This window comes from Streptomyces sp. AC627_RSS907 (genome assembly GCF_019049165.1).
In genome coordinates, this window is record NZ_JAGMUE010001066.1 from 1 (window position 1) to 672 (window position 672).

Sequence of the window (672 nt, forward strand, 5' to 3'; positions counted from 1 at the left end):
CGCCAACCCCGATGTCGGCCGCAAGGCGGCCGAAGACCACCGCGAGGAGATCGAGGAGGTCCTCAAGGGGGCCGACATGGTCTTCGTCACCGCGGGTGAGGGCGGCGGCACCGGCACCGGCGGCGCTCCCGTCGTCGCCAACATCGCGCGCTCCCTGGGCGCCCTGACGATCGGCGTGGTCACCCGCCCGTTCACCTTCGAGGGGCGCCGCCGCGCGAACCAGGCGGAGGACGGGATCGCCGGCCTGCGGGACGAGGTCGACACCCTGATCGTCATCCCCAACGACCGACTGCTGTCCATTTCGGACCGCCAGGTCAGCGTTCTTGACGCGTTCAAGTCCGCCGACCAGGTACTGCTGTCCGGCGTGCAGGGCATCACCGACCTGATCACCACCCCCGGCCTGATCAACCTGGACTTCGCGGACGTCAAGTCCGTGATGTCGGAGGCGGGCTCGGCCCTCATGGGCATCGGCTCCGCGCGCGGCGACGACCGCGCCGTCGCCGCCGCCGAGATGGCGATCTCCTCGCCCCTGCTCGAGGCGTCCATCGACGGTGCCAGAGGCGTGCTGCTGTCCATCTCGGGCGGCTCGGACCTCGGTCTCTTCGAGATCAACGAGGCCGCACAGCTCGTCAGCGAGGCGGCGCACCCGGAGGCGAACATCATCTTCGGCGC

The 672-nt window shown here is 70.4% G+C and carries 1 protein-coding gene; it reads left to right on the forward strand.

Annotation, left to right across the window (positions count from 1 at the left end; all coding sequences use genetic code 11):
- A partial coding sequence (ftsZ, locus tag KUM32_RS40280; protein WP_217146657.1) for a cell division protein FtsZ occupies positions 1-672 on the forward strand: 672 nt, incomplete at both ends.